Here is a 3,948-nt window from a genome sequence, read left to right as displayed (position 1 = left end):
GTTGATCATGAAGTTATTGCCATGACACGCCGAGCGGGATGGCAATAACTTCATGATCAACGGCAGTCGGCCGGGGGCGACGGTCGGCGGGTGGGCGCTACGGGGGCAGTAGGATGCCGGGCGTGCGCGTTCTTTTGGTGGGTGGTGGCGGGCGGGAGCATGCGCTTGCGCTCGGGCTGGTGGCGGATTCGGGCGTTTCGGCGCTGATTGCCGCGCCGGGTAATCCGGGGATCGCTTCTCTCGCTGAGCTGCGGACGGTGACTCCGACAGATCCTGCCGCGGTGGCGGCGTTGGCCGTGGAGACCGCGGCTGACCTGGTGGTGATCGGGCCGGAGGCGCCGCTGGTCGCCGGGGTCGCCGACGCGGTACGTGCCAAGGGCATCCCCGTGTTCGGCCCGTCCGGCGCGGCCGCCCAACTGGAGGGCTCGAAGGCGTTCGCCAAGGACGTGATGACCGCCGCCGGCGTACCGACCGCCCGGGCGTACGTCTGCACGGACGACGAGAGCACCGCGCGGGCGCTGGACGAGTTCGGTGCCCCGTACGTGGTGAAGGACGACGGGCTCGCCGCCGGTAAGGGCGTCGTGGTGACCGACGACCGGTCGGCAGCGCTGGCGCATGCCCGCGAGTGTGGACGGGTCGTTGTCGAGGAGTTCCTCGACGGCCCGGAGGTCAGCCTCTTCGTGGTCACCGACGGTGAGGCGGCGTTGCCGCTGCTGCCGGCTCAGGACTTCAAGCGGCTGGGCGACGGCGACACCGGGCCGAACACCGGCGGCATGGGGGCGTACGCGCCGCTGGCCTGGACCCCGTCCGGCCTGGTCGACGACGTGATGCGCGACGTGGTCCACCCGACGCTCGCGGAGATGCGTCGCCGGGGCACGCCGTTCGCCGGTCTGCTCTACGTCGGGCTCGCGATCACCGCGGCCGGCCCTCGGGTGATCGAGTTCAACGCGCGCTTCGGCGACCCGGAGACCCAGGTGGTGCTGGCGCTGCTGGAGACCCCGCTGGCCGGGCTGCTGCACGCCGCTGCCACCGGCACGCTGGCCGAGCACCCGCCGCTGCGGTGGCGCGACGGCAGCGCCGTGACAGTGGTGCTCGCCTCCGAGGGCTACCCGGCCGCGCCGCGTACCGGCGATGTCATCACCGGCGCGGACCGGCCGGGCATCATCCACGCCGGCACCGCCCGCCGGGCCGACGACGGTGCCCTGGTCTCCGCGGGCGGCCGGGTCCTCTGCGGTACGGCCACCGGCGCCGACCTGGCCGCCGCCCGGGACGCCGCGTACGCGCTGGTGGACGGGGTGGACCTGCCCGGTTCGCAGCACCGCACCGACATCGCCGCAGCCGCGATCGAGGGGCGGATCACCATCCCCGGTGGGACGGTTCAGCCGTAGTAGCGGCGTAGTTCGCGGGCGAGCACCTTGCCGGTGGCGTTGCGGGGCAGGTATTTGACGTAGATCACGTCCCGGGGCACCGAGAAGCGTGCCAGGTAGTGCCGGACGTACTCGCGTACCGCCTCGGGGTCGAGCGTCTCGCCGGGATGGAGGGCGAGGAACGCGGACAGGCGCTGGCCGTACTCGGGGTCGGGCACGCCGATCACGGCCACCTCGCGGACCTGCGGCAGTTGGGCGAGCAGATCCTCCACCTCGGAGGGGAAGACGTTCTCCCCACCGGAGACGATCATGTCGTCGGCCCGGCCGTCGACGAAGAGCAGCCCGTCGGCGTTGAGCCGGCCGAGGTCGCCGGTGTCGAGCAGGCCGTCGCGGGTTTCCCGGCTGGCACCGGAGGTGTAGCCCTCGAAGAGCATCTCGTTGCCGACGAAGATCCGTCCGACCCGTCCGTCCGGCACGGGTCGGCCGTCGTCGTCGAGCAGTTCCAGCCGGGTGCCGTGCGGGGGACGCCCGGCGGTGGTTGGTGCCTGGCGCAGGTCCTGCGGGCCGGCGATGGACGCCCAGGAGACCTCGGTGGATCCGTACAGGTTGTAGAGGACGTCGCCGTAGGCGTCCATGAACTTCGGAGCGAGCCCGCCGGGCAGGGCCGAGCCGCTGACCGCGACGACAGTGAGCGAGGGGCGTGGGTCCGGCGGGGGCACCTCCATCAGCCGCTGCACCATCACGGGTACGGCGAACAACGCGTCGCACCGGTTCGCCGTCAGGGCGGCGAGCGTGGCGGCGGGATCGAAGCGGCGGTGCAGCACGATGGTGGCCCGCAGGGCCAGGCACACCTGGAGGGCGGCGAATCCCCAGGTGTGGAAGATCGGTGCGGCGATCATCACCCGGTCCCGGGCGTGCAGGGGGATCCGGTCGATGATGGACACCAGCGGGCCGAAGCCGCTCGGTGTGGGCCGGCGGGCGCCCTTGGGCGTGCCGGTGGTGCCGGAGGTGAGCACGATGATCCGGCCGTCGCGCTCCGGCGGGTGCAGGTCACCGGGCAGTGCCCCGGCGACCAGCTCCTCGCGGGCGCGTTCGTCGAGCCGGTGCAGCTCGGCGGGAAGGCCGAGGACCCGGTCGGCGAACTCGTCGTCGTGCACCAACAGCCGCAGTCGCTGCTCCTCGGCGACGGTGCCCAGTTGGGCGGCGCTGAGCCCGGTGTTGACCAGCACCGCGTCGACGCCGAGCAGGGTGGCGGCAACGATCGTCTCGATCAGTCCGTGGTGGTTGCGGCAGAGCACGCCGATCCGGTCGCCCGTCTGCACGCCAAGGCCGGCCCGCATCGACCGGGCCATCCGTTCGGCCCGGTCGAGCAGGTCGTGGTAGGTCAGCTCGACGCCGGCCTCGTCGATGACCGCAGTTCGGCCGGGGTCCCGGGCAGCCGCCTGACGCAACTCGCCCGCCAGGCTCCATCCCCAGGTACGCAGGGCGTTGAGCTGCGAGGCGACCCGGATCGGACTGCCCGGGGTGAGCAGTCCGCGACGGGTCAGCGTGGCGACGACGAACGGCAGGTCCATGCCGCAGACCTCCTAGGGGTGGTACGCGGACGGGCGGTGCGGCACCCCGTCCATCAGGGCTTCTCTCCTTGATCATGCACTGGGCGTGGCTGAGGGCCCAGTCGGCGGCGGCACGGGGTGACGAAGACAGCACGGTTGGTGGGGCGCTCGGCGGGAAGGCCGCGTCGGTCTCAGCGGATCTGCATCCCGGAGATCGCCCGGGAGATGACCAGTCGTTGGATCTCGGAGGTGCCCTCGAAGATGGTGTAGATCTTGGCGTCCCGGTACCAGCGTTCGACCGGGTGGTCGCGCAGGAAGCCGGCCCCGCCGAGCAACTGCACCGCCTTCTCGGTGACCGACACCGCCACCTCGCCGGCCTTGAGCTTGGACATCGAGCCCTCGCCAGCGGTGAACGGGCGGTTGTTGCGCCCCATCCACGAGGCCCGCCAGACCAGCAGCCGTGCCGCGTCGATCTCCATCCGCATGTCGGCCAGGGTGAACGCGATCGCCTGGTTCTCGATGATGGGCCGTCCGAACTGGACCCGGTCCTTCGCGTAGTGAAGGGAGTATTCGTAGGCGGCTCGCGCCACGCCGAGTGCCTGCGCGCCCACTGTGGGTCGGGACAGTTCGAAGGTCCGCATGGCTGCCTGTCCGGTGGCCCGTTGCCCGGAGCGGGCGCGGGCCAACCGCTCGTCGAGGGCGTCCTTGCCGCCGAGCAGGCAGCGGCCGGGCACGCGTACCCCGTCGAGGAAGACGTCGGCGGTGTGCGACGCGCGGAGGCCGAGTTTGCGCAGCTTGCGGGTGGCGGCCAGGCCGGGGGTGCCGGGCGGTACGACGAACGCCGCCTGGCCCCGGGAGCCGAGCGTGGGGTCGACCGAGGCGGTGACCACATGCACGCCGGCGATTCCGCCGTTGGTGGCGTACGCCTTCTGGCCGGTCAGCACCCACTCGTCGGTGGCCTCGTCGTAGACGGCGCGGGTGCGCATCGCGCCGACGTCGGAGCCGGCTTCCGGCTCCGTGGTGCAGAA

3 protein-coding genes are annotated in these 3,948 nt (G+C 72.1%); 1 reads left to right on the top strand and 2 read right to left on the bottom strand.

Features of this window, described 5'->3' with window-relative positions; translation table 11 throughout:
- Positions 1–122: 122 nt before the first annotated feature.
- Complete coding sequence (gene purD, locus ACWCO3_RS32405; RefSeq protein WP_357931631.1) at positions 123–1,388, top strand: phosphoribosylamine--glycine ligase; 1,266 nt, start codon at positions 123–125, stop codon at positions 1,386–1,388.
- Here the strand turns inward: purD and ACWCO3_RS32400 are convergent.
- Complete coding sequence (locus ACWCO3_RS32400) at positions 1,379–2,941, bottom strand: AMP-binding protein (protein WP_357931629.1); 1,563 nt, start codon at positions 2,939–2,941, stop codon at positions 1,379–1,381. The two genes, purD and ACWCO3_RS32400, sit on opposite strands and share 10 nt — an antisense overlap.
- Positions 2,942–3,111: 170 nt before the next feature.
- The coding region (locus ACWCO3_RS32395; protein WP_450013717.1) for an acyl-CoA dehydrogenase family protein at positions 3,112–3,948 on the bottom strand (837 nt) is incomplete at its 5' end.

This window comes from Micromonospora sp. NPDC002411 (genome assembly GCF_053592955.1).
The sequence above is the reverse complement of the archived record's forward strand: the minus strand, read 5'-3'. Positions and strand labels throughout refer to the sequence as shown.